Consider the following 4,691-nt stretch of genomic DNA (forward strand, 5'->3'; position numbering starts at 1 on the left):
GCGAGAACGCCTACCGCGATATTGCACGCTATATCGAACTTCGCTACAATTCACGACGTCGCCACTCCGGACTCGACTACCGCACTCCCCGGCAGATCCACGACGAGTACCTGGAACGGCAGCTCGTAGCATAATTGGCCATTAAAAGAGCTGTCCGGAAAACGCGGGGCGCATCAGTATCCGGATGATGTGTAGTACGCCGTTAGTGGTGTGGCCATGCGCCGATCGACGTCGCCGGCGGCAACGTGTTTGAGGAGATAGGTGTAGCCGTCGCCGGCAGTCAGCCGGTGGATGCTCAGCACTCGTCGCTGCAATCGTCTGGCGATGAGCCGGATGAATCCGCACCGAGTGCTCGGGCTCGAAGTGCGGCGTTCTGACTGCGGAGTCGGACTGCCTCCCGCTCAAGATCGGTGAGCTCGGCAATCGCCGTCCGCACCCGTTCGACAGCGTCGTTCGGACTGTTCTCGTCGACCAGGCCGAGCAGGATTTGCCGAACTACCTGTGTCGGTGGCGCGGCCAGATGGCCTTCGGGCGCTGACGCGCTGAGCGTCGCCTTCTGCAGGCGCCAATGACGCAGGCGGCAGCGATCCGAGCAGAAGCGTTGATCGGATCGACGCGCGATGAAGAACGCGGCGCAGTACTCGCAAGCTCGGTCGCCGACGCGCCCAGATCTGTTGAGGCTGTGGTCCATAGATGCTCAACGTCGGGATGGCAAGCAGGTCGCATCTAATCGTTTCGGCGACAGAAACGCCTTGCATGCAAGAAGTGTGACCGGATTGGGCCGCGACGGTCCCGCATCGGAGCTGGGAGCGGTCGCGTCATGGGCGGCTCTGCTCTGAGCCTCCCGGGCCCAAACGTTGAACACCTGGATGCGCTACGCGTCATGGTCCTAGTCGTGTGTTGGCGCAGTTATCCACAGATTCATCCGGATCTGGCCGAAACGGGATCATTCCGGCCCATCTTCTCTGTGACGAGAGGGAGTCCCATGAACAACTTCGAAGTACCCCGTCGTGTGACGGACCTGGTGATCCAGGCTGAGGCGATCATCGAGGCATTGGAGGCGAAGGAGCCCGGCGGCCGATGGGCGATGACGGCCTTCAGCCGGTATCGAGTTCAACAGTTGCTCGGCTTGTCGTACGGGCCCTTCGATGGGGATCTCCATGTCGATGCAGCCGCGCTGTTCGACCAGGCGGCCGGTGTGGTGGATCAGCTCGACGTACCGATCGAGGACCTCAGTTGGCGCCTGGCACTGGCCGATGCCTTACGGGCCGCGGCCACGGACATTCGGATGGTCCAGGATGCGTACGACGTATGAGGACCTCCTCCGGGTCGCGAGACGAGACGCAGACGTCGCGTACAACTCTGCTGCTGACACAGACACCACTGACGTGGTTGCCGGCTGGCAGGCGACACTAACGGCCGCTCGCCATCACTTCCGCTGGCTGCGACTCGAACTGTCTACCAGTGACTTCACTAGCGCTGGTACCTCCGCTGCGGGGGGACCATTCGCTGCGCTGGCCCGATCGATCGGCGCCGGAGGTGACCTACTTGCATCGCAAACCCGCAGCACCCGCGGCGCGTGGGGCGACGAGAAAGCGCTCGCGGCGGCGCGGGCGGACATTGCTTCGATCACGGATCGGGCTGCTCGAGCAGCGGTCGCGAGACTCAATACGGCGCCGATCGGCAGTGACGAGACGAGGGATCGGCTGTCCCATCACCTGACCGAACTGATCGCAGAGCTCAAGTCCATCCGCAAACGCGGATCCCGGGACATCGGCGCCCTGCGCGGATTGACGACAACTCTGCCGGACGCCGCTGTCGATGAACCGTCGCAAGTGATGGTCCTCGCCGCTCGCTGGAAGTCGGCGCATGAGGCGACGGCTCCTCGCGGGGTGCTGACCCGCGATCTCCGATCGACCACAGCACAGTTGCGCACGGTCGTCGGTTACGGCCTGCATCTCACCGCTCGGCTGAGTCGGCACCGCACGACCGCGGAGGAATTCCGAGACCTCGTGCAAGCACTGCAGATGGCCGGCGCAGCCACGCAACGCCTTGCACACCTGTGGCGAACTCGTCTCTCAGACGTGAACGGCCGCAGCGAGGGGCCCGCCGAAACAGCTTTCATCGAATTGATCGGAGTGCTGCGAGCCTGGCTGTCTGCTGGCGAGCAACTGACGCAACCTCAGGATCCCTTGCAAGACGAGCGAGCCAGGGCGGTCCTTCGAGACGTCATCGACGAGCTGATGCATTCAGCCGATCGGGTGGCGAAGGTACAGCAAGAGACCGTCGCGTGGTTGGTCATGCGTGGGCACCTGTTCGTCCCGCGCGTCGAGCTGGCCAAACGCGACCCTGAGTTCGACTGGCGGCCCCAGGTTTGGCGTCTGAGGTACCCGCAGCGTGCGTGGGTGAGGACTAATCTGGCGGCCTGCTTCGATGAGGTGACAGCAACTCTCGCTGAAGTCACAGATCACTTGTCGACCGCCGCGCGTACGGCGCGGACAATCGCCGGAACATCCGGCCTGAACCGCCCGTACGGGCCCGAGCACTTCGACTCGCCACCCTTCCCGAGGGAGCCCGCCGATGCCCGGCCAGTGGCGACGCGATCGCCGCGGGGCCGGTATCGGCCGGAGTACTGGGACCTCATTCCGGAGATCTACCGAGATCTGGAAGGGCTCGAACGTTGAGCTCTCCCAGACTCAAGTTGGAGGATCGATGGAGCGGCCAAGAGTTACCCCCGAGAATCTACGTGACGCGTTGCACTCGGAGATCCGCAGACACAGTTCAGGCGTCGAATGGGTCAGGTGGCTGGACGCCTCAGTTGCTCTACGCAACTACAGCTTCCGGAACGTCGTACTGATCACGCTGCAGATGCCGTATGCCAGCCAGGTGGCCCGAGCTGACATCTGGCAGAAGTTCGGGAGGTCCATCCCGCACAACCAGCAGGTCCACGACATTCGAATACTGGCGCCTGTAATCCAACATCGAGGCAGGAGCACGGCTCTCGAGGAGAGTCGGCCCGAGCTCGAGCTCGAACGGGGGCGGTCAGCCCGGGGCGGTGGGCGACTGCTCGGATTCAAGGTCGGGTCGGTCTGGGATGTCTCCCAGACCGACGGTGCACCGCTTCCGCCGCCGAGTGCGTCGGCCCCTGGTGCATCGACAAGGGATCTTTGGCGAGCGCTCGCACAGCAGGTTTATTCCGCCGGCTACACGCTCATCGAAGGCAACTCAGGCCACCGAGGTCTGGATGGGTTCACCGACCACCAAGCCCGGACGGTCGTCATCAGACGCGGCTTGGACGACCTCACCGCGGTCGCACGGCTGGCGCACGAGATCGCGCATCTGCGGATGCACAATCCGAAGGAGATTGCTTCGGCTGGAAGTGTGATGTGCCGGGGCATACGCGAGGTCGAGGCGGAGTCCGTTGCTTACGTCCTGATGGCTCATCACGGGTGGGCGACTGGTGGATCGTCCTTCCGGTACATCACGAGTCTGGCGGCTGCAGTGAACAAGCGTGAACCCGAGAAGGTCATCGAGCGGACGGGCGCCCGCGTGGTCTCGGTGGCGCGCCGCCTGATCGTGTCGGTTGATCGCCAACTTCGGCGTGCTGGGTTGAGTCAGCGACGTCCTGACTTGCGTGTAGTTGCCCACGACCACCTAGCGATCCATCACGACGAGCTGGGCCGGCTGTCAGCCGGACCCGAGTGGTGACGGAGGGATTCGATGTCCAGTTCAAGAGTTGCAGCCCTTCGACGTGCACGGCAACGCCAGGCACGCATCGAAGCGGCAACGGCGCGTGCGACTAGAGCACAGGCTGCGTTGGGCCGGGCGATCAAGGCCAGGACCCTCGCAGCTGAACGCCACAATGAGCGAGTCCGCGATGCCGAGCAAGCATCGGCCGCAGAAGCCGCCGAACTTGCCAGGGTGTGTGGAAGCGCTGACGCCGCAGCCGAGATCCTCGGTTGGTCTGTGCGAGAGATCCGCAGGGTCATCAAGTCCGAGCACGAGCAAGTTCCCGAACTGCGCGGGAGGCGCGTCGGCAGTCGCAAGCCGCGACACGAGCAGCTGGCGAGTCCGTCAAACGGAGGAGGCGACGATGCAGACGCCGGAGACGACTGATCCACTCTGGGACATCGACCAGCTGGCGGCGTACCTCGGCGTACCCAAGCGCACCCTTTATCGCTGGCGGACCCACAACTACGGACCGCGAGGGATTCGCGTCGGGCGACATGTTCGGTACCGGCGGAGTGTGGTGATCGAGTGGGGGCCTTACCCCCGGTTCTTGGACACGGTGGTGGATTACGCCGCTGACGGGAGCGTAGCGGTGTAGCGGGCTTCGTAGGTGTTCGGGGACTGGTAGCGGCACCAGGAGTGGCGTCTGCGGGTGTTGTAGCGGGTGACCCACCGGAACACTTCGCGGCGGCAGGTGGCCTCGTCAGGCCAGGAGTTGTTGTCTTGGAGGATCTCTCTCTTGAGGGTGGCGTTGAACGCCTCGGCGAGGCTGTTGTCGGCGCTGGTCCCGACGGCGCCCATGGACTGGGTCACGCCTAGGTTCGTGCAGAGTCGGGCGTAGTCCTTGGAGGTGTAGACCGACCCGTGGTCGCTGTGGAAGGTCGCGCCTTCGAGGCTGCCGCGGGTCGCGGCTGCGGCGTTGAGGGCGTCTTCGACCAGTTCGGTGCGCATGTGATCGGCGA

5 protein-coding genes are annotated in these 4,691 nt (G+C 64.1%); 4 read left to right on the forward strand and 1 reads right to left on the reverse strand.

The window, feature by feature from the left end; genetic code table 11:
• The first annotated feature begins 985 nt into the window (after positions 1-985).
• The 4 genes from ACZ3HV_RS44330 to ACZ3HV_RS44345 all read left to right on the forward strand — a co-directional run bounded on the left by ACZ3HV_RS44330 (position 986) and on the right by ACZ3HV_RS44345 (position 4,327).
• Positions 986-1,315, forward strand: a complete 330-nt coding sequence (locus ACZ3HV_RS44330; protein WP_465693900.1) for a hypothetical protein — start codon at positions 986-988, stop codon at positions 1,313-1,315.
• A 73-nt stretch (positions 1,316-1,388) separates the two neighbouring features.
• The gene (locus ACZ3HV_RS44335; RefSeq protein ID WP_465693901.1) at positions 1,389-2,684 is read left to right on the forward strand and encodes a hypothetical protein; all 1,296 of its coding nucleotides are present in this window, start codon (positions 1,389-1,391) and stop codon (positions 2,682-2,684) included.
• Between the two features lie 607 nt (positions 2,685-3,291).
• Positions 3,292-3,708 carry a hypothetical protein gene (locus tag ACZ3HV_RS44340; RefSeq protein ID WP_465693902.1) on the forward strand — a complete coding sequence of 139 codons (417 nt, stop codon included), beginning with the start codon at positions 3,292-3,294 and terminating at the stop codon, positions 3,706-3,708.
• 385 nt (positions 3,709-4,093) lie between these two features.
• Entirely contained in the window at positions 4,094-4,327 is a 234-nt protein-coding gene (locus tag ACZ3HV_RS44345; protein WP_465693904.1) for a helix-turn-helix transcriptional regulator, read from the forward strand.
• On the opposite strand, the gene ACZ3HV_RS44350 is transcribed toward ACZ3HV_RS44345, so the two are convergent.
• On the reverse strand, positions 4,297-4,691 hold a 395-nt coding region (locus ACZ3HV_RS44350), incomplete at its 5' end, for a transposase (protein WP_465693905.1). The two genes, ACZ3HV_RS44345 and ACZ3HV_RS44350, sit on opposite strands and share 31 nt — an antisense overlap.

Source organism: Kribbella sp. NPDC020701 (assembly GCF_055562215.1).